This window comes from Candidatus Thermoplasmatota archaeon, assembly GCA_035540375.1.
GTDB lineage: Archaea > Thermoplasmatota > SW-10-69-26 > JACQPN01 > JAJPHT01 > DATLGO01.
Map to the genome: position 1 here is coordinate 40,042 of DATLGO010000110.1, position 19,707 is coordinate 59,748.

At 70.3% G+C, this 19,707-nt stretch carries 27 protein-coding genes; 21 read left to right on the forward strand and 6 right to left on the reverse strand.

Annotated features, from left to right (window positions below; all coding sequences use genetic code 11):
- Window positions 1-427: 427 nt before the first annotated feature.
- Both VM889_14910 and VM889_14915 read right to left on the reverse strand, forming a co-directional pair.
- On the reverse strand, window positions 428-1,519 hold the full coding sequence (locus VM889_14910) for a DUF1611 domain-containing protein (protein ID HVL49844.1): 1,092 nt from the start codon (window positions 1,517-1,519) through the stop codon (window positions 428-430).
- On the reverse strand, window positions 1,516-2,517 hold the full coding sequence (locus tag VM889_14915) for a pyridoxal-phosphate dependent enzyme (GenBank protein ID HVL49845.1): 1,002 nt from the start codon (window positions 2,515-2,517) through the stop codon (window positions 1,516-1,518). Before VM889_14915 ends, VM889_14910 begins: the two co-directional genes overlap by 4 nt.
- Window positions 2,518-2,658: 141 nt before the next feature.
- On the opposite strand from VM889_14915, the gene VM889_14920 reads away from it, so the two are divergent.
- Genes VM889_14920 through VM889_14945 form a run of 6 tightly spaced genes read left to right on the forward strand, consistent with a single transcriptional unit; the run spans window position 2,659 to window position 6,858 of the window.
- The gene (locus VM889_14920; protein ID HVL49846.1) at window positions 2,659-3,684 is read left to right on the forward strand and encodes a hypothetical protein; all 1,026 of its coding nucleotides are present in this window, start codon (window positions 2,659-2,661) and stop codon (window positions 3,682-3,684) included.
- Window positions 3,685-3,741: 57 nt separating this feature from the next.
- Entirely contained in the window at window positions 3,742-4,821 is a 1,080-nt protein-coding gene (locus VM889_14925) for a deoxyhypusine synthase family protein (GenBank protein HVL49847.1), read from the forward strand.
- The gene (locus tag VM889_14930) at window positions 4,802-5,281 is read left to right on the forward strand and encodes a hypothetical protein (protein ID HVL49848.1); all 480 of its coding nucleotides are present in this window, start codon (window positions 4,802-4,804) and stop codon (window positions 5,279-5,281) included. Before VM889_14925 ends, VM889_14930 begins: the two co-directional genes overlap by 20 nt.
- A gap of 60 nt (window positions 5,282-5,341) precedes the next feature.
- Window positions 5,342-6,136 carry a CRISPR-associated protein Cas4 gene (gene cas4 / locus VM889_14935; protein ID HVL49849.1) on the forward strand — a complete coding sequence of 265 codons (795 nt, stop codon included), beginning with the start codon at window positions 5,342-5,344 and terminating at the stop codon, window positions 6,134-6,136.
- 44 nt (window positions 6,137-6,180) lie between these two features.
- Window positions 6,181-6,459: a hypothetical protein gene (locus tag VM889_14940; GenBank protein ID HVL49850.1), complete on the forward strand. Its 279-nt coding sequence runs from the start codon at window positions 6,181-6,183 to the stop codon at window positions 6,457-6,459.
- A gap of 39 nt (window positions 6,460-6,498) precedes the next feature.
- Window positions 6,499-6,858, forward strand: coding sequence for a hypothetical protein (locus VM889_14945; protein HVL49851.1), 360 nt, complete (start codon window positions 6,499-6,501; stop codon window positions 6,856-6,858).
- Here VM889_14945 and VM889_14950 read toward each other — a convergent pair.
- Window positions 6,827-7,282 (reverse strand): hypothetical protein, encoded by a 456-nt coding sequence (locus VM889_14950; GenBank protein HVL49852.1) that lies wholly within the window; start codon window positions 7,280-7,282, stop codon window positions 6,827-6,829. The two genes, VM889_14945 and VM889_14950, sit on opposite strands and share 32 nt — an antisense overlap.
- 88 nt (window positions 7,283-7,370) lie before the next feature.
- Here VM889_14950 and VM889_14955 point away from each other — a divergent pair, with 88 nt between their 5' ends.
- The gene (locus VM889_14955) at window positions 7,371-8,966 is read left to right on the forward strand and encodes a sialidase family protein (GenBank protein ID HVL49853.1); all 1,596 of its coding nucleotides are present in this window, start codon (window positions 7,371-7,373) and stop codon (window positions 8,964-8,966) included.
- Window positions 8,967-9,099: 133 nt separating this feature from the next.
- Window positions 9,100-9,384 carry a hypothetical protein gene (locus tag VM889_14960; protein ID HVL49854.1) on the forward strand — a complete coding sequence of 95 codons (285 nt, stop codon included), beginning with the start codon at window positions 9,100-9,102 and terminating at the stop codon, window positions 9,382-9,384.
- A gap of 4 nt (window positions 9,385-9,388) precedes the next feature.
- Here the strand turns inward: VM889_14960 and VM889_14965 are convergent, their stop codons facing one another.
- Complete coding sequence (locus VM889_14965) at window positions 9,389-9,541, reverse strand: hypothetical protein (GenBank protein HVL49855.1); 153 nt, start codon at window positions 9,539-9,541, stop codon at window positions 9,389-9,391.
- Window positions 9,542-10,109: 568 nt separating this feature from the next.
- Here VM889_14965 and VM889_14970 point away from each other — a divergent pair.
- From VM889_14970 to VM889_15000, 7 genes are read left to right on the forward strand one after another with little or no spacing between them, the layout of a single operon-like run.
- Window positions 10,110-10,880, forward strand: coding sequence for an SDR family NAD(P)-dependent oxidoreductase (locus tag VM889_14970; protein ID HVL49856.1), 771 nt, complete (start codon window positions 10,110-10,112; stop codon window positions 10,878-10,880).
- A gap of 39 nt (window positions 10,881-10,919) precedes the next feature.
- Entirely contained in the window at window positions 10,920-12,125 is a 1,206-nt protein-coding gene (locus VM889_14975) for a cation:proton antiporter (GenBank protein ID HVL49857.1), read from the forward strand.
- Window positions 12,126-12,180: 55 nt separating this feature from the next.
- Window positions 12,181-12,405 (forward strand): hypothetical protein, encoded by a 225-nt coding sequence (locus VM889_14980; GenBank protein HVL49858.1) that lies wholly within the window; start codon window positions 12,181-12,183, stop codon window positions 12,403-12,405.
- Complete coding sequence (locus tag VM889_14985) at window positions 12,406-12,678, forward strand: hypothetical protein (GenBank protein ID HVL49859.1); 273 nt, start codon at window positions 12,406-12,408, stop codon at window positions 12,676-12,678.
- Window positions 12,679-12,730: 52 nt separating this feature from the next.
- The gene (locus VM889_14990; protein HVL49860.1) at window positions 12,731-13,228 is read left to right on the forward strand and encodes a CBS domain-containing protein; all 498 of its coding nucleotides are present in this window, start codon (window positions 12,731-12,733) and stop codon (window positions 13,226-13,228) included.
- Between the two features lie 31 nt (window positions 13,229-13,259).
- Window positions 13,260-13,682 carry a secondary thiamine-phosphate synthase enzyme YjbQ gene (locus VM889_14995; protein HVL49861.1) on the forward strand — a complete coding sequence of 141 codons (423 nt, stop codon included), beginning with the start codon at window positions 13,260-13,262 and terminating at the stop codon, window positions 13,680-13,682.
- 30 nt (window positions 13,683-13,712) lie between these two features.
- Window positions 13,713-14,696: a kelch repeat-containing protein gene (locus tag VM889_15000; GenBank protein ID HVL49862.1), complete on the forward strand. Its 984-nt coding sequence runs from the start codon at window positions 13,713-13,715 to the stop codon at window positions 14,694-14,696.
- On the opposite strand, the gene VM889_15005 is transcribed toward VM889_15000, so the two are convergent.
- Window positions 14,697-16,517 carry an MFS transporter gene (locus VM889_15005; protein HVL49863.1) on the reverse strand — a complete coding sequence of 607 codons (1,821 nt, stop codon included), beginning with the start codon at window positions 16,515-16,517 and terminating at the stop codon, window positions 14,697-14,699.
- A 117-nt stretch (window positions 16,518-16,634) separates the two neighbouring features.
- Between VM889_15005 and VM889_15010 the strand changes: the two genes are divergently transcribed.
- Genes VM889_15010 through VM889_15020 form a run of 3 tightly spaced genes read left to right on the forward strand, consistent with a single transcriptional unit; the run spans window position 16,635 to window position 17,779 of the window.
- The gene (locus tag VM889_15010; protein ID HVL49864.1) at window positions 16,635-16,802 is read left to right on the forward strand and encodes a DUF6496 domain-containing protein; all 168 of its coding nucleotides are present in this window, start codon (window positions 16,635-16,637) and stop codon (window positions 16,800-16,802) included.
- The gene (locus VM889_15015; GenBank protein HVL49865.1) at window positions 16,803-16,985 is read left to right on the forward strand and encodes a hypothetical protein; all 183 of its coding nucleotides are present in this window, start codon (window positions 16,803-16,805) and stop codon (window positions 16,983-16,985) included.
- A 29-nt stretch (window positions 16,986-17,014) separates the two neighbouring features.
- The gene (locus VM889_15020; protein HVL49866.1) at window positions 17,015-17,779 is read left to right on the forward strand and encodes a class I SAM-dependent methyltransferase; all 765 of its coding nucleotides are present in this window, start codon (window positions 17,015-17,017) and stop codon (window positions 17,777-17,779) included.
- On the opposite strand, the gene VM889_15025 is transcribed toward VM889_15020, so the two are convergent.
- Window positions 17,770-17,922 (reverse strand): hypothetical protein, encoded by a 153-nt coding sequence (locus tag VM889_15025; GenBank protein ID HVL49867.1) that lies wholly within the window; start codon window positions 17,920-17,922, stop codon window positions 17,770-17,772. The genes VM889_15020 and VM889_15025 overlap by 10 nt on opposite strands.
- Window positions 17,923-17,997: 75 nt before the next feature.
- Here VM889_15025 and VM889_15030 point away from each other — a divergent pair, with 75 nt between their 5' ends.
- The 3 genes from VM889_15030 to VM889_15040 form a co-directional block, all read left to right on the forward strand.
- A complete protein-coding gene (locus VM889_15030; protein ID HVL49868.1) occupies window positions 17,998-18,276 on the forward strand; it encodes a hypothetical protein in 279 nt (92 codons plus the stop codon).
- 72 nt (window positions 18,277-18,348) lie between these two features.
- Entirely contained in the window at window positions 18,349-19,281 is a 933-nt protein-coding gene (locus VM889_15035) for a multicopper oxidase domain-containing protein (protein HVL49869.1), read from the forward strand.
- A partial coding sequence (locus VM889_15040) for a multicopper oxidase domain-containing protein (protein HVL49870.1) occupies window positions 19,274-19,707 on the forward strand: 434 nt, incomplete at its 3' end. The genes VM889_15035 and VM889_15040, both read left to right, overlap by 8 nt.

Sequence of the window (19,707 nt, forward strand, 5' to 3'; positions counted from 1 at the left end):
GGCTTTCCACGCAGGTCCGAACCTTCCACGCCCGCGCGACCCCTTACAGCGACACTCCGTCGCACAGGCCCTGCGGGGCCTGTGCGACTTCGTGCCAGAGGAGGGGGCTACTCGCCCCCTCCTCTGGACTCCTCCCGTGAGGCAAGGGGGCTCCGCCCCCCTGCACCCCCCGACGCGGGGCCCTCGAGCGGACGAGCGCAAGGGGCTTGCTACCCTCCAGCGGACGGGGTCAGCCGGCAAGGGGGCTCCGCCCCCTGCACCCGCCGACGCGGGGCCCTCGAGCGGACGAGCGCAAGAGGCTAGCTACCCTCCAGCGGACGGGGTCAGCCGGTTCGTGACTCATCGGCGACCGAGTGAAATCTTGCGCTGAGGATCGCGGTCCGACTTTGGGCATTCCAGACCATGCTTCTGTCACGAACGTCGACGCTCAACGCTTCACGTCGATCCCGTACGTTTGCGCCACCGCCTCCACCAGCGCGTCCGCCCCATCCCACAGCGGATCGGTGACCGGCTTCCCATGTTCTTTGGCGAGCCGCGCCTTCCACGCCTCGACGCCCGCTTTGTCGAGATTCTCGTGGTTCAGCGTGATCGCGATCACGGGACTCAGGCTCAGGAGTTCGAGAAGCTGGATCTCCCGCCCCAGATCCGGCATCGGATACTGCGGGAACCCATCGAGCGTCTTGCGCCCCGGAGCATGTTGCAGCACAATGCCCCGCACCCGAGCCCCCGCAATGATCTCGAACCCCCCCGGATAAGCAGGGTGCGTCAGCGCCCCCTGACCTTCGACCACGATGATGTCGGGCTTCTCGTGCTTCCACGCTTCGTGCACGGCGTGCTCGATCTCGCCCGTCACGAAGTCGTTGATGATGGAGTCGAGGATGATCCCGTAGCGGCCGCCCTGCATGCGGCCCGTCTGGCCCGTGCCGACGAAGACGGCTTTCGCGCCGCGCTCGTTCAGCCGCTTCACGAGGAGGCGCGCCGTCGTGCGCTTGCCGATCGCCGAATCGGTGCCGAGGACCGCGATCACGGGGCACGTGACCTCCTCGATCTTGCCCGTGAAGAAATGGAGGTCGCGCTTGGCGGGCGCGCGCCGCACGTCCGTGAGCGTGACGCCGCGCTCCTTCGCGAGGGCGACGAGACGCGGCTGGTCGTTCAGCTCCTCGTGGAGGCCCGACATGACGTCGAGCTTCGCGCGGATGGCGCGCTCGAGGACGGGGAAGTAGTCGGGCGGGATGCGCCCGCCGTCCGTGGCGACGCCGAGGATCAGGATCTTCGGCGCGCGGCGCGCGGCGGCCAGCGCGGATTCGAGGTCCGCGACGATCGGGATGCCGCAGGGGCGACCATCAAGGACCTCGCCCGCGTCGCGGCCCGCGAGCGTCGCGTCGATCACGGCCTGGATGTCGTAGAGTTCGCTGTGGCGCACGAGGCCGTGCGCGGTCTTGCCGTCGGCGTGGGCGAACTTGCCGTCGCAGAGCACGATCGCGGGGATCGTCGCGGCCGGGTCGGGCACCGCGGTCACGACGGCGGCGCCTCCGCGGGGCGCGCCGCCTTCGCAAGGGGCTGCTCGGGGCGGCGCGCCGGGACGCGGCGGCCCGTGAGGACCGCGACGTGGCAGTCGCCGAGGTCGTGCGTCGTCGCGACGCGCGCAAGGGCGGCGACGGCCGCCGTGCTCGCGGTGAGGACGTTGATGCCCTCGACGTTGCGGATCATCATCGTGACGCGTCGCATCTCCGCGTCGGAGACGTACTCGGCGAAGCCGCGCGATTCGTGGAGCGCCTCGAGCGCGCGGTCGCCGTCGAAGGAATGCCAGTTGGTGAGAGGCTCGTTGACCTCGGTTTCGCGGATCTCCGCGGGCTTGAGGTCGAGGCAGACCCGCGAGCCCTGCTTGAACGATTTGATGACGGGGTTGCCGCGCGGCGTCGAAGCCGCCACCATTCTGGGAACGCGATCCAAGCCGCGTTCCCCCATCACCTCCTTGAAGCCCTGGAACACGCCCGCGAGCGTCGTGCCGTTCCCGACGGAGACGGCGACGGTGTCGGGCATGCGTCCAAGGGCGTCCACGATTTCGCGCGCGATCATCCCGTAGCCCCGGCGCGCGATCGACCATTGGTCGGCGCCGCCGGGATTCGCGTCGTACCACCCTTCGCGGCGCGCGGCTTCGCGGCTTGCGGCGACCGCGTCCTCGTAGTCGCCGGGCACGCGCGTGATGTGCGCGCCGAGCTTCTCCATCTCCGCGACGCGCACCGCGTGGTAGTCGCTCGGGACGAAGATCGCGGGCCGGATGCCGTTCTTCGAGCACGCGTACGCGATCGCCGCGCCGAAGTTGCCGCACGTCGCGAGCGTGATGGTGTCGAAGCCCTTCTCGTGCGCGTCCTCGTAGTGCATCTGCGCGATGCGGTCCTTCTGCGTGCCCGTGGGGTTCGAGCCTTCGAATTTGAGGAAAAGGCGCTTGAAGCCGAGCGCGGACTCGAGGTTCCGCACCCTCGTGAAGAGGGTGTCCCCGGCGGGTTGGAACATAGAGGAAGGGTCCTCGGAGGCTTCCATCCAGAATGGCATATATAAGGGCTGTCAAGGGCCGTCCGCGTGGACCCGGCAACCCCGCGGCCCCCGCGACCGGCCATCGGAAAGGCTTTGACAGGTCGATCCCACTCCCCGCGCGTGCCCGTCCACCGGCTCCTCCCGATCGCGCTCCTCGCGCTCCTCGCCGCCCCCGCCCTCGCGGGCTGCATCACGGAGATCCCGGACGCGGCGACCGGCGCCGCCGTCCGGCCCGCCTCGCTCGCGGGCGTCGGGAACCTGACGGCGCCGGACGCGAACGCGACGGCGCCCGCGGCGGACCTCGCCCCCGTCTCCGCGCCGCCCCGGTGGGCCCTCGGCGACTGGTGGCGCTACGAGGCCGTCTCCGACACGACGGTCGTGGCCACGTTCACCCTCATCGTCGCGGACGTCTCCCCAAGTCAGTACCGGCTCGTGACCGACAACCCGGAGATCGCGATGTGGGACGAGATCTGGGACATGGCGCTCGTTGGCCCCATCTCGGCGTCCGACCTCTCGGCGCGCCAGCGCGGCAACGAGGTCAAGTTCCTCCAGTGGCCGCTTGCGAACGGCACGACGTGGTGGACACGCGTCGACGACGTCCAGGCGCAAGCGTTCCTCGCCGGCCCCGACGCGAAGGGGCGGTGGACGACCACGCTCCTCAGCAACAACCGCACGTATGCCACGTTCGAGTACGACCCGGCCGTCCGGATGTTCACGGACGTCGACTTCGTGCGCGACGACCTCGAGCTTCGCCTCGTCGCCTCGGGGACCGACTACGCGGGTAACGTGGGAAGCGTCGTCGTTTCGATGCTCGCGCGCGAGGAGCGCGCGGGGTACGGCCCGCTCGAGCGATTCTTCACGGTCGACGCGGGGACCTCCCGCGTGCGCGTGACCGTGGACGGGGCGACGGAGCGGTTCTTCTCCCATCATCTCGTCTTCGTCGGCCCCGACAACGGCCAGCGCCAGCCGATCGCGGCGCGCACGTGCACCGCGAAGTGCGAGGAATTCAAGGAGGCCCAGCTCGACCCGCTCGTCGGTCGTTGGAAAATCCTCGGCGATTTCGGCGCGATCGGCGGCAAGCTCACGCTCGAAGTGGCCGCGTACCGCTTCGTCGAGCACCCGTTCGTCGCGCGTTCGCCCCTCTGATCCGTCGGAAGCCTTTTAGAAGGAACCGGCCTTCCCCGCGCGACACGGGGACCGGGTATGGCGCGCTCGAAAAAGATCGGCAAGAAGGACCTTCTCCAGACCCCCATCAACCAGATCGAGCTCGAGAAGGTCTCGACCGTCGCGGACCTCCTCGACAATTACAAGGGCATGTCGTTCCAGGCCCGCAACCTCGGCACGTGTCTCCAGGTTTGGGAAAACGCGCTCACGGACCCCGAGCGCCCCACGATCGTGCTCGGCATCGCCGGGTCGCTCATGGCGGGCGGCCTGCGCCGCGTCATCCGCGACATGGTGCGCTTCAACCTCGTCGACGTCATCGTCACGACGGGCGCGCAGCCCTACCAGGACCTGTACGCCGCGCGCGGCTACAACTTCTGGCGCTCGTCCCCCCACGCGGACGACCTGCTCCTGCGCGAATTCTTCCTCGACCGCCTCTACGATACCCTCGTGGACGAGGAGAAGTTCCGCGAGACGGACGAGTACCTTGCGGAGCTTGTCGCGAAGCTCGAGCCCCGCGGCCACACGACCCGCGAGATCATGAAGTTCTTCGGCGAGCACTTCGACGACCCGGACTCGTGGGTCGTCGCGGCCGCGAAGCACGACGTGCCCATCTTCGTCCCCGCGCTCAACGACTCCTCGATCGGCATCGGCATGGTCGGCGAGTACGTGAAGGCCAAGAAGGCGAAGCGCGCGTACCCGTGGATCGACCCGATCAAGGACGCGTACGAGCTTTCCCAGATCAAGTTCAAGAGCAAGAAGACGGGCGTCGTCTACCTCGCGGGCGGCATCCCGAAGAACTACATCCAGCAAACCGAGGTCATCTCGGAGCTCATGGGCTACGACCCGGGCGGCCACCACTACGCCGTGCAGCTCACGACCGACGCGCCCCACTGGGGCGGCCTCTCCGGCTGCACGTTCGAGGAAGCGCAGAGCTGGGGCAAGATCGCGAAGGATGCGAAGAAGAGCCAGGCCTACGTCGACGTCACGCTCGGCCTGCCGCTCCTCGTGGGCGCCCTCATCCAGAAGCGCGCCTCCTTCGCGAAGCGCAAGCGCCTCCAGTTCGTCTACAAGCAGGACGAGCTCGCGGAGATCAAGCAGGTTGCCGCGAAGCGAAGCTGAAGGGTTCCGCTTTCCCTTCCTTCCCTGGCTCGCGCTCGACGTCGCGCTCACGGTCGCGATCGCCGCAGCCGTCGCGTACGCCATCGTCTTCGTCGTGGACGCGCGCGGCAACGGACCCCTCGCGGGCGCGACGGCCGCCGCCGGCCTCACCGCGCTGTTCGCGGTGGGGCGGAGCTTCCTCGGCTACTGGCCCTACCGGAAGGGCTTCGACGCGGTCGTCGCCGACGCCGCGGCGCGCCTTCCCGGCGCGACGCCTGAACCCGTCCTCGTGAGGCCTCTCCTCTCGGGACCCACCGTCCGCTTCCGCCTGCCCGAGGGCGTCCTCGAGGTCACGAACGTCGGCGCCGGCCTCGTCCGCCTGCGACGCCGGCCCGACGGAGCCCGCGCGTTCGCGCACGCCGGGCGACCCGACGCGGGCCGCCCGCTCGCGGCGCTCGGCCTCGCGCGCGACCCCCGCTGAAGCGGAGGCGGACGCCCGGTTCGGAAGCCTTCATGAGGGTTCCCCGAGAACCCAGGGGCGATGGGGTACAGCGCGGCGGACATCGAACGCTACACGTACTGTCCCCTCTCGTGGTACCTCGCGAAGAGCGGCCATCACGGGGACGACGCGGTCCTCTCGGAAGGCGTGCGCAAGCACGCCGAGAAGGGCAAGGACGTCGCGCGCTGGCGACGCATCATCGCGGAGCACGGCGAGGCGTTCCAGACGGCCCTCTATCTCGCGCTCGTCGCCGCAAGCGCGGCGACGCTCGCGATCGAGGTCGTGTTCCTGGAAGGGTTCTACGCGAACATCCTGATGATGCTGTCCCTCGTGTGGCTCCTCGTGTCGCTCGGCTTCCTCGTGCACGCGCTCCGCAAGCAGGACGAGGCCGAGAAGTTCGGCCGCACCGCCGGATTCGTGGCGGGCGAGCTGACCTACAGCGACCTCGATCAACCCGCGGCGACCCTCCGGAGCGGCCGCTACGAGGTCGGCGGCCGGCCCGACTACATCGTGCGCGACGGGCCCCACTACATCCCCGTCGAGGTCAAGACCGGGGCCACGCCGCAGAAGCCGCACGAAAGCCACGTCCTCCAGTGCGCGACGTACTGCCTCCTCGTCGAGGAGACGTATGGGGAGCGTCCCCCCCACGGCATCATCTCCTACTCGACGGGCCATTTCACCGTGCCCTACACGGAGGAGATCCGGGACAAGGTCCTCGAGACGATCCTCCGCATGAAGCTCGCGGACCTCACGGGCACGGCGCACCGCAACCACAACCGGCCGGGCAAGTGCGCAAGCTGCAGCCGGCGCGAGGCGTGCCCTGAACGCCTCGCGTGACTCGGCCGCAAGGGCTTTCACGGAATCCGGCCTTCGCGGCCCTCATGGGCCTCTACCTCGTCCGCGCCCTCGTCAAGCCCGGCGCCGAGGAGCCGTTCCGCGCCTGGGTCGACGACCCGGAGGCGGCGACCCCCGGCTTCGAGACCGACCTGCAGGCCGCGATCCGCGCCGGTCATTTCTCGGGCCCACGCGTCTACTTCACGGTGGAGAGCCCCCGCGGCGACCCCCGGGAGCTCGTCGCGGACATCCTCGGGGACTGGCTCACGCTCCAGTCGAGCGTCCCGGTCCACGAGGTGAGCCACGGCGACTTTGAACGCGATTGAGGGGAAAACGTCAAAGCGCGCGAGCGCTTCCGGGGCCCCGTGGACGTGCTCGCCCTCCTGAAGTCGATCCGCCTGCCGGAGGGCCGGTACGTGACCGAGGTCAAGCCCGGCATCCACGCCTTCGGCGCCGACCGGCCGATGTCCCGCGTGCGCTCGTACCAGACGAAGGGCCTCCCCGGGATGGCGGGCCGCGGGATGTCGCGCGAGTTCCTCCTTCTCGCCCACGTGCACGTGGACGCCGCCCGCAAGGTCACCCTGATCGAGGGCTTCAACGGCGGCGAAGGCCAGCGCGCGGCGGAGGCCATCCGCGCCGCCCTCGCCCAGGCGGGCCTCGCCGAAGGCGCCCGCTTCGAGCCGACGCAGCCCCTCAAGGCGTGCCCGGCATCGGGCTTCTCGTGAGCCGCTCCGCGCGCCGCGCGGCGGCCCGGAGCATCCGGCGCGTGAACGGGCCGTGCGCGAGGAACAGCATGCCCCGGTAGAGCGCGCCCAGGATTCCCGGGAACGCGGCCGCGGTGACGGCGCGCAGGACGCTTCCCCCGGGCCGCGGCTCGATCTCGAAGGTGAGCGTGTATGCGGAGAAGCGGTGAGCGCCGCCCAGGACGAGCCGCCGGGGGGCCTCGCTTTCCACGACGCGGAATCCCGGAATCGTGGCGCCGACGGCGGGGAGACGCCCGCCGGAGGCGGTCACGCTGCACCCGAGCCACCGCGCGGAACGCTCCGCCCGCGGTCCCGCGAAGGACTTGAGGAGCGTCGCCTGCACGGCTTCCCAGACCGCTTCCGGCGGCGCGCGGGCCTCGACCGCGTGGACGTCGTCGATGCGCATGCGGGGTGAGCGGGACGGACGTTCTTGAGCCTTCCCGGGAAAGGGGCATGCCACAAGCCTTTTAGCGGGCTTCCGGGGGTTCGCCACCATGCGCGGAAAGTCCCTCTCCATCGTCCTCGCTCTCGTGGCGACGAGCCTCCTTGCGGGCTGCATCGACCTTGCGAAGGAGCCCATTTCGACGGCCAACGTGATCGACGTCGGCCAGGTCAACACGGACCGCCTGTTCTTCCACAGGGGCCTTTCGCTGAGCCTGAGCGAGCTCGACCTGCCGCTCGTCGAGGCGCTGCGCAACTCGACCTCGCTGCCGTTCTACACGGGTCAGGACGGCGTCGAGCCGACGGTGGGCGTGACGAAGGACGGCACCCTCTTCGTGAGCGCCGGGACGTTCCGCAACAACAACCCGCTCGGCCTCCCCTGGACCCTCGTCATGAAGAGCGAGGACAAGGGCCTCACCTGGAAGAGCACGGGTCCGCGCCTCCCGAATGGCGACCCCAACCCCCCGATCACGTTCGACCCCTACGTGTACGTCGACCCCGCGACGGACCGCGTCTTCACCGTCGACCTCTACGCGCTCGCATGCAACTGGCTCTCGTACTCCGATGACAAGGGCCAGAGCTGGATCACGAACCCCATCGCGTGCGGCGACCCGCTCGTGGTGGACCACCAGACGATCGTCGCGGGCAAGCCGAAGATCACCCCCGTGACCCCGGCGTACCCGAACCTCCTCTACATCTGCATCAACCACGTCTACAAGTCGAGCTGCGCGCGCTCGATCGACGGCGGCCTCTCATTCCACGAGCTGCCCCCGGCCTACTCGGGCGTCTCGCCCCCCGCGCCCGGAAGCGGCGAGCAGGCCAGCTTCTGCGGCGGCCTCCACGGCCACGTCAAGACCGGCCCCGACGGCACCGTGTACCTGCCGCGCGGCTACTGCGGCAAGGTCATGGTCGCCGTGAGCGAGACCGACGGTCTTCTCTGGACCCCGTACGTCATCAACGAGACCGTCGGCATCCTCGAGGGGACCCACGAGATCACGATCGCGACGGACCCCGCGGGCAACGTCTACGCGATGTGGCCCGCCGAGGACGGCCTCATGCGCCTCGCCGCGAGCAAGGACAAGGGCAAGACTTGGGGCCCCGCGCACATCCTGAGCGCGCCCGACGTGACGCTCGCGGGCTACCCGGCGATCGCCGCGGGAGACGACGGCAAGCTCGCGTTCGCCTACTACGGCACGACGTACGAGGGCGGCATCGATGCGAAGGAGTCCATCGCGACCGAGGGCACCTGGAACGGCTACCTCGGCTACGTCCTCGACGCGCTCTCGGACGACCCGCTCGTCGTCACGACGATGGTGAACGACCCGAACGACCCGCTCGTCCGCGGCAAGTGCGCGTGGACGCGCTGTCCAGGCGTCTACGACTTCATGGACATCGTCATCGACGCGGAGGGCCGCCCCTGGGCCGCCTTCGTCGACGCCTGCACGGGCAAATGCGCGACGTCCGAGGGGGAGCCGAACAAGGTCGCTCCGGGCGCGGGCTTCGTGGCCGCGCTCTCGACCGGCCCGGCGCTCCGCGGCAACGGGACGCTCGCCGCGCTCGTCCCGCAGACGCTCGACCCCGCGACGATGCAGTCCCCCGCGAACGCGGGACCCGAGTCGGACGCCCTCGCGGCCCTCCTCCGGCGCTGATCGCGGGAGGGTGGACGTCGACGGGGGCCGCGCCGCGGCGCCGAGGACGTCCCCGCGCGCCTCGAGCGCGCGGGGGCATCCCGCCTTCGCGCCGACCACAATCGTTTTCAAACCCCGCCCGCTTCCTCGCCCCATGGCTGAGTTCGAGACTCTCGAAGCCAAGCGGATCGATTTCAACCAAGGCGGCGAGTTCCTGGAGCTCAGCATCAACGTCGCGAAGGACGGAACCCGGGAAACGCGGTATCTGCGCCTCGCGCGCGGCTACTTCGACAAGGAGGGCAACGAGCGCTACAAGCGCGGCGGCGTGACGCTCCCGCGCGACCCGGCCGTGCTCGCGGCGCTCTCGGAGGCGCTGAAGCAGGTTGACCTCTCGAAGCTCGGCGGCCCCGTCACGGCGGGCGCGCCCGAGCCCGAGTGATCCGTCAGTGCCCTTTCGGGCAGCGCCCGCTCGCGCGGTCGAGGTCCGACGCGCAGGTGGGGCAGACCTTCACGATGCGGCCGTCGCGGAAGACGGTGGTCGCGTTGCTCTGCCCCTCGATGGAGATCGAGGGCAGCTTCTCCCCCTTCTTCTTCATGCGTTCAAAATGCCAGACCCGGTCTTGAACCTGACCCCGCGCAGCCCGGTCGCCCGACCGATATCCCGACCCTCGTCGGCGCGAGCGAGACAAGCGCGGATGCGCGACACGTGTCATCGTAGACCCGCCGCTCGGAGGCTCTGGGTCGAACCTCTCGTTCGAGAGACAAGCGTCCGGGAGGTGCAGGGGGGTAAGGCCCCCCGCGGGCTCGTTCGAGAGACAAGCGTCGAGGGGTGCAGGGGGATGCCCCGCGGGTCGAACCTCTCGTTCGAGAGACAAGCGTCGGGGGGTGCAGGGGGGCAGAGCCCCCCGCCGCTGGGGGGTGAATCCAGAGAGGGGGCGCGCGCAGCGCCCCCTCTCTGGCACGGAGTGGCATGCGCCGAGGGTCGCGCCCGCAGGCGCGACCCGAGGTGTGAAACGCATGCCACGGAGTGGACCGCTGAAGGCCCCGAACTCCAATGTACCCGTGTGGCCCCGGCCACGTCCCACGGATCACGCGTCCCCGGGGTTGAAAAAGCCGGGGCCGTCCGGGCGAAGCCTCTTTCGGGGAAAGAACCTTGCCCCGCGCATGGGCCTCGCGGGCAAGCGCGCCTTCGTGACGGGCGCGTCGAGCGGCATCGGTCTTGCGACGGCGCGGCGTCTCGCCGGGGACGGCGCGTCGCTCGTCCTCGTCGCGCGCCGCGCGCACCGCCTGGAGGACGTCGCGAAGGCGATCGCTTCGGAGCACGGCGTCTCCGTCGAGACGCTCGTCCTCGACGTCGCGGACCCGACGGCCGTCGCGCACGCTGCGGAGGCGCGCCCGGGCGCGTTCCGGAACGTGGACGTCCTCGTGAACAACGCGGGCCTCGCGCGCGGGGTCGACCCCGTGCAGGTGGGCCGCCCCGAGGACTGGGACGAGATGATCGACACGAACGTGAAAGGGCTCCTCCGCGTGACGCGCGCGATCCTCCCGGACATGCTCGCGCGGCGATCGGGCCACGTCGTGAACCTCGGTTCGACGGCCGGCCATTGGGTCTACCGCGGCGGCGCCGTCTACTGCGCGACCAAGTTCGCGGTGCGCGCGATCACGGAGGCGCTGCGGCTCGACGTCCACGGATCCGGCGTCCGCGTGACGAGCGTGGATCCCGGCCTCGTGGAGACCGAGTTCAGCGAGGTCCGGTTCTCGGGCGACGTGGAGCGGGCGAAGGCCGTCTACGCGGGCATGACTCCGCTCACGCCGGACGACGTCGCGGACGCGATCCATTACGCTGTGACCCGCCCCGGTCACGTGAACGTCCAGGACATCGTGCTCATGCCCGTGGATCAGGCGAGCGTCCGCGACGTGCACCGCCGCGGGTGACCAAGCGGTTCAAGAGGCGTCGCGCCTTTCCCGCCCTCCATGGCTGGTTCCGAGAGCCTCATCCTCCTCCAGATCTTCGCGATCTTCGTCGCCGCGAAAGTGGTGGGCGGAATCGCGGGATGGCTCCGGATCCCGTCGGTCGTGGGGGAGATCTCCGCGGGCGTGATCCTCGGGAACACGTTCCTGAAGGACGCGCTGAAATTCTCCTCGGAGACCGAGATCCTCGCCGTCCTCGCCGAGCTGGGCGTGATCTTCCTCATCTTCACCGTCGGCCTCGAAACGCCTCTCCAGGAGATGCGACGGGTGGGCGGGACGAGCCTCGTCGTCGCGATCCTCGGGGTCATCGTGCCCTTCGTCGCGGGCTACGGAATCATGGCATACCTGGGAGCGCCCACGCTCGAAGGTCTCTTCCTCGGCGCGGCCCTCGTCGCGACGTCCGTGGGGATCACGGCGCGCGTTCTCGCCGACCTCGGCGTCATCGGCTCGACGGAAGCGCGCATCATCCTCGGCGCAGCCGTCATCGACGACATCCTCGGCCTCACCATCCTGACCATCGTCCAGGCTCTCGCCGCGGGAGGCGACGTGAGCGCCCTGCGGATCGGGATCGTGGTCGTCGAGGCGCTCGCGTTCGTCGCCATCTTCATGTTCCTCGGCGAGCGCGTCGTGACGAGCGTTCTTCGACCGAAGAAGTCGCCGCGCTGGGGCTGGGTCAACTCGAAGAGCACGGTCTTCACGATCGCGATCATCTTCCTGTTCGGACTCAGCGCGCTCGCGGGCACGATCGGCCTTGCGGCGATCATCGGCGCCTTCCTCGCGGGCATGGCCTTCGCGAGCACGCCCGACCGCGCGCACCTCATCCACGAGTTCGAAACCCTGGTGAAGTTCCTCGTGCCGTTCTTCTTCGTGTACATCGGCCTCAACGTCGACCTCGCGGTTCTCGCGCCCGTCGCGCCGTTCGCGCTCGCCGTCACGGCGGTCGCCATCTTCACGAAGGTCGCGGGCTGCGGCCTGGGCGCGATCGGGCGCGGCCTGCCGAGCGCGACCGCGATCGGCATCGGCATGGTGCCGCGCGGCGAGGTCGGCATCATCGTGGCTCTCGTGGGCCTGAGCCTCGCGTCCATCCCGACGAGCCTCTACGCGGTCGTGGTCGCGATGAGCATCCTCACGACCCTGGTCGCGCCGCCCGCGCTCGTGTGGTCGTTCCGCAGGCTCCCCGAGCACGCCGACAACAAACCTGCGGCGTGACCTTCGAGACCCGTTCCAGAAACGGCTTCGCGCTCGCGCCCCAGACCCAGCGTGAATGGGCGCGCGGTGCGACGAGTGCGGCCAGCCGTTCGCCAATGCCGAGGAGGTGGACCAGCACAAGGCGATGGTCCATGACGCCCGGTGGCGGGGTCGATCGGCGTTGTCAGAATCGGGTGACGAGAACGCGGTCGGGGCGGTGAGCGCGAAGACCGCGGACACCCTCTCCCCACGGCCGGCCCGCGCCCGCGAGCGCGCGGCGCGCCACGAGGAGGACGCCTGAATGGCCCTCTGGCAATGCGGCATCTGCAATGCGACGTATTCGAGCGCCGACGACCTGAACGAGCACCACGACGCGCGGCATGGAACCCGCCCGCGCCCGGCCGAGCCCATGCGCCCCGCGAGCGCGCGCGTGAAGACGCTCACGGGCGACGAGCCCGACGCCTCGACCATCCGCTCCAAACGACCTTTCGCGCCGACACCGGACCCCGGCGAGGGCTCGGGCGGCCACGACGACAACCATCCCATCCGACGCCCGCCGCGCGAGCTGCGCTGAGCGAGCCTTTGGTCAGACAATCCAAAGCGGCGCGACGCCGCAACCCGTCGTCATGCACGTGGAGCACTTCATGACAAACGAGGTCATCTCCTGCGACGTCGAGGCTTCGGTCGGGGACGTCGCGCGGATGATGAAGGACAAGAACGTCGGCTGCGTCGTTGTGGTCGACGGCGGGAAGGTCGCGGGAATCGTCACCGACAGGCAGCTCGCCTGCCACGTCCTCGCCGACAACAAGGGCGCGGATACCTCGATCTCCGAAGTGATGACGAAGGATCCGGTGTGCGCGACCCTCGACGACAACCTGTTCAACGTGCTCGACACGCTCAAGACCTCGGGCATGGTGCGCCGCGTTCCCGTCGTCGACCGGGACGGAAAGCTCGCCGGCATCGTGAGCATCAGCGACATCGCCGCGATCGCGAAGGAGATCAACGACGTCCTCCTCATGGAGGAGCTGCGGAACTCGACGGCCGTCCCGAAGGTCTTCACGGGCGCGCAGCGCCTCGAAGAGGAGATCAGCCGGGACCGCCGCCCGATCGAGGCCCGCCGATAGGCCCTTGTCGATCCCCGCGGATACGGCCGCCATGCGAGAGCACGCCGAGGACATCCTCCTCGCGACGAAAGGCGAAGTCGAGATCATCGACCTCACGGAGCGCCTCGCGAGCGTCGTCAGCGCTTCGGGCGTCGCGACGGGACAAGCGCTCCTCTTCACGACGTCGAGCACCTCCGCGATCACGGTGATCGAGTACGAGCCGGGTCTCCTCGAAGATCTTCCGGCCGCGCTCGAACGTCTCTTTCCGAGGGGACTCGACTACGGCCACGAGCGACGCTGGCGCGACGGCAACGGCCACTCCCACGTGCGCGCCGCGTTCCTGAAGCCCGACCTCGTCGTCCCGGTGCGCGACGGGAAGCCCCTGCTCGGCACGTGGCAGCAGGTCGTGTTCGTCGAGCTCGACAACAAGCCGCGCGAAAGGCGCGTCGCGGCGCACGTCTGGGGCACGGGATAGCTTGAAGCGCGCGGGAGCGGATCGCCCCGCATGACGCGCGCGACGCTCGCCCTGCTCGTCCTCGCCGCGGCCCTCGCGGGCTGCGCTTCCCCTCCGGCCGACGATCGCGAGCCCGGCGGCCCCGACGGCGACCCCGGCCCGACCTACGCCTGGTCCGCCCTGAAGGCTGCGCCGACGCCGCGCACCGAGGTCGCGGCCGCGGCGCTCGGAAACGACGTGTACGTCATCGGCGGATTCACGGGCGTCGGCGCGGCCTCGACCGTCGTCGAGATCTACGACACGGCCGCGGACGCGTGGCGCGCCGGCCCCGCGTACCCGATCCCGATCCACCACACCTTCGCGTTCGTTCACGGGAATGCGGTCTACGTGCTCGGCGGCTACACCACCTCCGCGTTCGTGCCGACGCAGCTTGCCTTCAGGCTCGCGGCGGGAGGCGCCTCATGGGAGCCGGTCGCGTCTCTCCCGGAGGCGCGGGGCGCGCACGCGGGGGCGGTCGTGGACGGCAAGGCGTATCTCGTCGGCGGGGTCGCCGCGGGCGGCGCGCTGACGAAGCAGGTCCTCGTCTACGACGCGGGCGCAGACGCGTGGTCGACCGCGCCCGACCTTCCGACGGCGCGCGACCACCTCGCCGCGGCCGCGGTCGACGGCGTCGTGTATGCCGTGGGCGGCCGGCTCCAGTCGCTCTCCTCCAACAAGCCGGTCCTCGAGGCCTTCGATCCGAAAAAGGGCGTGTGGGAGACGCGCGCCCCGATGCCCACGGCCCGCGGGGGCTTCGCGGCCGCGCCGTTTGCGGGCGCGCTCGTCGCGGTGGGCGGCGAGGAGTCGCGCGGCACGTTCGCCGCGGTCGAGGCGTACGATCCCGGAAGCGACACGTGGAGGAAGCTCCCCGATCTGCCGACGCCGCGTCACGGCCTCGGCGTCGTCGTCGCCGGCGAGAAGCTCTACGCGATCGGCGGCGGCCCGAACCCGGGCTTCACGACGAGCGGCGCGGTCGAAGCGCTCGCGGCGTCGTGATCACGCCGTTGCGCCGTGGACGATCGCGAGCGCATACGACGCGCGAAGGTCCTCGCGCGTGGGCACGTTGACGGGGCCGACCGCCACGTATTCGTCGCCACACTCGACGGCCTTGATGAGCACCTTCACGGGGCCCGGCGCGGCGGGCGTCGTGAGCGCGAGGGCGCCCTTTCCTCCTGCGCTCCCGACGACGTCGCTCTGGAAGCGCGCGCCGTCGGAGAGGAGGATCGTCATCTGGAGCCGGTCGGGCGCGTTCGTGGCGCCGGCGCCGGCGGGTTCGTCCGTCCAGGCGAGCGAGAAGGTCGCGTTTCCCGTCGCGTTCGCGGGAAGGGTCACGTCGTGCGTGACCGTCTTGCCCTCGTCGACGCGGCCTTCCATCGGACCAAGCGCGAGGAGGACGACGTCCGGGCCGACGTCGTCGGTCGCGGCCGGAAGAAGGCCGCGCGCCTCGGGCCCCGCGTAGGCCGCGCCGACGACGAGCGCGGGGATCAGGAGGATGGCGACCGCGGCCCCACCGGCGCCCGTGAGGAAACCGAGCGCGCGCGAAGGCGCGACGACGCCGGCGCGGCGGGCCCGCGCCCGGTTGTGGACGAGGAGCGCCGCGAGCGTCAGGAGGAGCACGCCCGTCATCACGGCCCAGAAGAGCGTGGGCCGGCCCATCTCGGTCGCGAAGCGGCCGTACAGGATGCCGCCCGTCATCGCGCCGAGCGTGAGGCCGACGCCCATCGGGACGAAGCCATAGCCGAGGTACACCGCGACGCGGTCGGGCGGCGCGATCTTCGAGACGTAGCTGAGGTAGCTCGGGTGCGTGACGACCTCGCCGACGCTCAGGAGCACGATGCCGAGGATGAACGGGATCGAGGTCGCGCTGAAGCCCATCACGACGAACCCGACGGCGTAGAGCGCCATGCCGCCCGCGATGAGCGCGAGCGCGTCTCGACCCTTCGTGAGCCTCCCGACGATCGGCGCCGCGAGCACGATGACGCCCGGGTTCACGGCGGCGAGGAGCGACGCGTTGAACCACTCCGGCATGCGGGCGTAGTCGCCCATGTAGATCGGCAGGAACGTCCAGATCATCGCGTAGAGGAACCAGAATCCGCTGTAGATCGCGAGCAGAACGATGAACGCCCGGTCCTTCAGCACTTCGCGCAGGCTCGCGAAGGCGGCGCCGATCCTTGCGTCGCGCTGCGGCGGCCGGATGTTGCGGAAGAACAGGATCGTGATCGCGAGGTTGCCGATCGCGAGCAGGGTCGCGACCGCGAAGGCCGCGGTTTCGAGGAGCGCAGGCGCGTAGACGCCGACGAGGCCGATGGAAACGGGAAAGAGCAGCGCGCCGAGGTTGATCGCCGCGTAGTAGATCATGAAGCCGAAGCTGCGCTGGTCCTCCGTCGTCGTCTGGGCGACGAGCGACGCCGCGATCGGCTTGAAGACGCCCGCGCCGAGCCCGAAAAGTAGGATGGCGCCGAGGATCGTCACGAAGTCGGAAGCGACGAGAAGGGTCGCGTAGCCGGCGATGACGAGCGCGAACGAGACGATAAGCGACGCGCGATAGCCATACTTCTCCGCGAGCGCCGCGGCGACGACCGGGAAGAAGTAGAGGAGCGCGAAGAGCGCCGTGAAGGCGAGACCGATGGACGCGTCGGCGATCCCCAGCCCGTCCGACATGTGGACGGCGAGGACGGCGACGATGGTGTAGTAGGCGCCGCGCTCGAAGAGCTCGATGAGGTTGATGAGCCAGAACGCGCCCGTGAACTGGCCGAACCGCGCGCGCAGACGTGCTGGAAGGGAGCCGGAGGGGGGAACGGCGAGCGGATCGGTCATGCGGGAATCCTCGAGCCCCTCTCGCACGCCGTCTCGGGGGTCAAAGCCCTTGTGGTCGCCCCCTTCCGCGATGAGCGGGCCAGAGACCTCATGGCCGACCCTTCCGGAATGCCAGGCATGCCCGAGAAGAAGAGCGAGTACAGCGACAACGCCCGGGAGTTCATCTCCGAGCACACGAAGAAGCACATCAAGGAGGACGACATGCCGCAGGACCAGGCGGTCGCCGCCGCGATGAGCGAGGCCCGACGCAAGGGCATGAAGGTTCCCGAGGAGAAGAAGAAATAGATGGCCCGCCGACGGCGGAGGCTCGCGAACGAGGCGGAGGAGCCGGTGGAATCCACGCTCTCCGAGGAGGTCCGCATGCAGACCCAGGGCTACGGGCTTTCGCCCGACGAGGCGGCGGCCCCGCTCAAGGACGCCGCGAAACGTGGCGCGCCCCAACCCTCGAGTTGGGACACGGACGAATAGCTGAAGCGGCCCGCGCTCGATAGCCGCGCGTGCGCGACCCGGTGCGCGAGGCCCAGGCGTTCTATGGCGACAAGGCCGAGGCCTACCGCGCGAGCGCCGCCCACGGGAACGCGGCTGACCTCGCGCGCATGCTCGCGCTCCTCGGCGACGTGCGGGGAGCGCGCGCCGTCGACGTCGGCGCTGGGGGCGGCCACACCGCGCTCGCGCTCGCGCGGGCCGGGGCGCGCGTCGTGGCGATGGACGTCACGCGCGCGATGCTCGTCGCGACCGCCGACGGCGCGCGGGAGGCCGAGGTCGACCTCGACGTCGCGCTCGGGGACGCGTCGGCGCTCCCGTTCGCGACGGGATCGCTCGACGTGGCAGCCACGCGGATCGCGACCCACCATTTCGCGGACCTCGGTCGATTCGTGGAGGAGGCGTACCGGGTTCTCGGCCCCGGTGGCCGTTTCTACGCCTTCGACCTCGCGTCGCCTCCGGAGGCGGGCGCGGCCGCGACGGTGAACCGCATCGAAACGCTGCGCGACCCGAGCCACGTGTGGAGTTGGTCGCGCGCGGCGTGGGCCGGGGCGCTCGAGGCCGCCGGCTTCAAGGCGCAGACGCTCTCGGACGGCGCCTCGGAATTGGATCTCGAGGCGTGGCTCGCGCGGGCGCGGATGCCGGCCGGACGCGAGGCCGAGGTGCGCGCGCTCCTCGCGGACCATCCGCCGGAGAGCCTCGGAGGCTACGGCGTCGTCGCGCCCGGGCGGATCAGGCTCCTGCGCGTCGAGACGCTCGCCGTCAAGCCTCAGGGATGACCGTCGTCGCGGTCCGCGAGCTCCTCGTCGGCGTGCCGCTCGGCCGCCTCCCTGGAAAGGCCGGCCTCCATCGCCTTGCGGACGTGCGCTTCCCGGTCCATGCGCCTGAGCCTCTCGATCTCGCTCTCTTCGCGCGGTCGCATGCGCTTCTTCGGCGCTCCGCGGGCATGACCCTTCTCGCCGCAAGTGATATGCACGCCCGCGCCGGACCGGAACCGATGCATCTCGACGCGGCGGCGCAACGGGGTCTCCTCCTCGCGGTCGGCAAGCACCTTGCGGCCCTGCCCCTCGCGGAGCGCGTGCCCGAGCGGCTCGAGGCGGCCGAGGATCCCGAGGCCCTGCGGCACGTCCTCGAGGACCTCCCCCTGGGCATCGAACCGCCCGCGGCGGCCGCCTTCATCGCGGACGTCACGGGCCCCGCGTGGCGGGACCGCCGGGCGGAGCTCGCGCGCACCACCCGGGAGATGTCGCACGAGCTGCGCTCCCCCGGCTCGTAGTTGCAGAAACGTTCAAGAAGGAAGGGCGCCTACAGCGGGTTTAGCCTTGTCTAAATCCTTGGAGGTTCCACGATGCGCTCTTCCACGGTCTCGGACGGCGTGACGTTCGCCGTCGCCGCCGTCGCCCTCGTCGCGCTCCTCGCCGTCGGCGTCGCGAGCCCCGGGCTCGTCTTCGACACGAGTCCCGACGTGGGGGGCAATGCGCACGGGGCGGGGCGTCCCGTCCCCGACATCGCCTGCCCCGCGTTCGCGACCCGCGCGGGCGTCGAGGCCCGCGTCACGACCTGGACGGTCCGTCCCGGCGAGTCCTTCGAGGCCTGGGCCTTCGGGGCGACGATTCCGGGCCCGACCCTCTGCGCCCAGAACAACGCCTCGTTCGTCCTCACGGTCATCAACAGCCTCCCCGCGGCGTTCACGCCCCGGGTGGGCGGCCTCGAGCCCCTGGAGGGCCCCTGGCCGACGCTCGCGCCCGGCGAGCGCGCGGCGCGCACCTTCGCCATCCCCGCGGAAGGCGGCGTCTTCCCGTACGTCGCGGTCGAGGAGGAGGCGCGCCTCGCGGGCCTCTACGGGGTCATCGTCGCGCGAGCGCCCGACGTCGGACCGATCGACCGCGAATACGTGATGGTCCTCTCGGAGTTCGACAGCGAAGCCCTCGCGGGGCGCTTCCACGCGGCGCTCGGCGGGCACACCTACCCGTGGGCGCCGCTCCTCACCGCGGACGTCGGCGACCGCGTGCTCATCCACCTCGTGAACCTCGGCTTCGAGGACCATACGTTCCACGTCCACGGCCACCGTTGGCACGACCCGCACGACGGTCGGCCGATCGACAACAAATACCTGAAGCCGCTCGGCGAGGAGGGCGCCGCCCTCGTGTCCGCGACGAGCTTCGTCATCGTCGCGGCGGAGCCCGGCGACTGGATGTACCACTGCCACATCTACGACCACATCAACGGCGGCATGACCGGGGTCTTCCGCGTCGGCGAGGGGGGCGTCCACCATGTCTGACGCCGGCCGCCTCGTCATGGGTTCGGCGGCCTTCGTCGCCCTCGTCGCGATCGAGGTCCTGACCCCGGGGTGGTTCTTCGCGGCCGAGGTCGCCGCTTCCGAAGAAGACCTCGGGCACCTCGCGGCGCACGAAGACGCCGACACGCTCTGCCCGCGCTTCGACGCGCCCGGCCACCGCAAGTACGCGCTCACGGCCGAGCAGATCCTCTGGGAGGTCGAGCCCGGGAACGTGATTCCCGTTTGGGCCTGGAACGGCTCCATCCCGGGGCCGACGCTCTGCGCGCGCGTCGGGGACACGGTCGAGGTGAAGATCACGAACCGGCTTCCCACGATCATCTCGTTCCACACGCACGGCCTCCGCTTCGAGCCTCTCTCGGACGGCACGTTCCACACGGGCTCCTACGCGGTGCCCGGCGGGACCTACAC

Bases quoted from the DNA above. Each gene is read 5' to 3' on its own strand.
- VM889_14915 (HVL49845.1), bottom strand. From the start codon at position 2,517: ATGTTCCAACCCGCCGGGGACACCCTCTTCACGAGGGTGCGGAACCTC.
- VM889_14925 (HVL49847.1), top strand. From the start codon at position 3,742: ATGGCGCGCTCGAAAAAGATCGGCAAGAAGGACCTTCTCCAGACCCCC.
- cas4 (HVL49849.1), top strand. From the start codon at position 5,342: ATGGGGTACAGCGCGGCGGACATCGAACGCTACACGTACTGTCCCCTC.
- VM889_14940 (HVL49850.1), top strand. From the start codon at position 6,181: ATGGGCCTCTACCTCGTCCGCGCCCTCGTCAAGCCCGGCGCCGAGGAG.
- VM889_14950 (HVL49852.1), bottom strand. From the start codon at position 7,282: ATGCGCATCGACGACGTCCACGCGGTCGAGGCCCGCGCGCCGCCGGAA.
- VM889_14955 (HVL49853.1), top strand. From the start codon at position 7,371: ATGCGCGGAAAGTCCCTCTCCATCGTCCTCGCTCTCGTGGCGACGAGC.
- VM889_14960 (HVL49854.1), top strand. From the start codon at position 9,100: ATGGCTGAGTTCGAGACTCTCGAAGCCAAGCGGATCGATTTCAACCAA.
- VM889_14965 (HVL49855.1), bottom strand. From the start codon at position 9,541: ATGAAGAAGAAGGGGGAGAAGCTGCCCTCGATCTCCATCGAGGGGCAG.
- VM889_14970 (HVL49856.1), top strand. From the start codon at position 10,110: ATGGGCCTCGCGGGCAAGCGCGCCTTCGTGACGGGCGCGTCGAGCGGC.
- VM889_14975 (HVL49857.1), top strand. From the start codon at position 10,920: ATGGCTGGTTCCGAGAGCCTCATCCTCCTCCAGATCTTCGCGATCTTC.
- VM889_14980 (HVL49858.1), top strand. From the start codon at position 12,181: ATGGGCGCGCGGTGCGACGAGTGCGGCCAGCCGTTCGCCAATGCCGAG.
- VM889_14985 (HVL49859.1), top strand. From the start codon at position 12,406: ATGGCCCTCTGGCAATGCGGCATCTGCAATGCGACGTATTCGAGCGCC.
- VM889_14990 (HVL49860.1), top strand. From the start codon at position 12,731: ATGCACGTGGAGCACTTCATGACAAACGAGGTCATCTCCTGCGACGTC.
- VM889_14995 (HVL49861.1), top strand. From the start codon at position 13,260: ATGCGAGAGCACGCCGAGGACATCCTCCTCGCGACGAAAGGCGAAGTC.
- VM889_15000 (HVL49862.1), top strand. From the start codon at position 13,713: ATGACGCGCGCGACGCTCGCCCTGCTCGTCCTCGCCGCGGCCCTCGCG.
- VM889_15005 (HVL49863.1), bottom strand. From the start codon at position 16,517: ATGACCGATCCGCTCGCCGTTCCCCCCTCCGGCTCCCTTCCAGCACGT.
- VM889_15010 (HVL49864.1), top strand. From the start codon at position 16,635: ATGCCCGAGAAGAAGAGCGAGTACAGCGACAACGCCCGGGAGTTCATC.
- VM889_15015 (HVL49865.1), top strand. From the start codon at position 16,803: ATGGCCCGCCGACGGCGGAGGCTCGCGAACGAGGCGGAGGAGCCGGTG.
- VM889_15025 (HVL49867.1), bottom strand. From the start codon at position 17,922: ATGCGACCGCGCGAAGAGAGCGAGATCGAGAGGCTCAGGCGCATGGAC.
- VM889_15030 (HVL49868.1), top strand. From the start codon at position 17,998: ATGCATCTCGACGCGGCGGCGCAACGGGGTCTCCTCCTCGCGGTCGGC.
- VM889_15035 (HVL49869.1), top strand. From the start codon at position 18,349: ATGCGCTCTTCCACGGTCTCGGACGGCGTGACGTTCGCCGTCGCCGCC.